The sequence below is a fragment of the Pseudoduganella buxea genome (assembly GCF_009720835.1).
Lineage (GTDB): Bacteria > Pseudomonadota > Gammaproteobacteria > Burkholderiales > Burkholderiaceae_D > Rugamonas > Rugamonas buxea.
Genome location: NZ_WNKZ01000279.1, coordinates 1 through 345, shown reverse-complemented (window position 1 = coordinate 345; position 345 = coordinate 1). Strand labels below are relative to the sequence as shown.

The following is a 345-nucleotide window of genomic DNA, read 5'->3' as shown; positions in this document are numbered from 1 at the left end:
GCCGCTGCGGGCCCGCGCACGCCGGCTGTTCGAGGCGGCCGTCATGCTGCGCAACCGCGCGGGGGCCTGATGCGCCGCGGCCTGCCTGGATGGCGCCAGCGCGGCGCGACGTTGGTTGCCAGCCTGGTGATGCTGGTGGCCGTGCTGCTGCTGGCGGCATCGGCGGCGAATGTGTCGATGATGGGCGAAAAATCGGCGCGCGCCGAGCGGGACCGGCACATCGCGCTGCAATCTGCGGAGGATGCACTGATGGATGCGGAACGCGATATCGAGGGGGCGGCCGGCGGCCCGGCCGGGCGCCGGGCCCTGTTCGGCGCTGTCCAGGCCTTCACTGCCGGCCACGGC

The 345-nt window shown here is 73.9% G+C and carries 1 protein-coding gene; it reads left to right on the top strand.

From position 1 onward, the window contains the following. Window positions 1–69: 69 nt before the first annotated feature. Window positions 70–345, top strand: a 276-nt coding sequence (locus tag GM672_RS27950; protein WP_260115714.1) for a PilX N-terminal domain-containing pilus assembly protein, incomplete at its 3' end; no start/stop codon positions are given.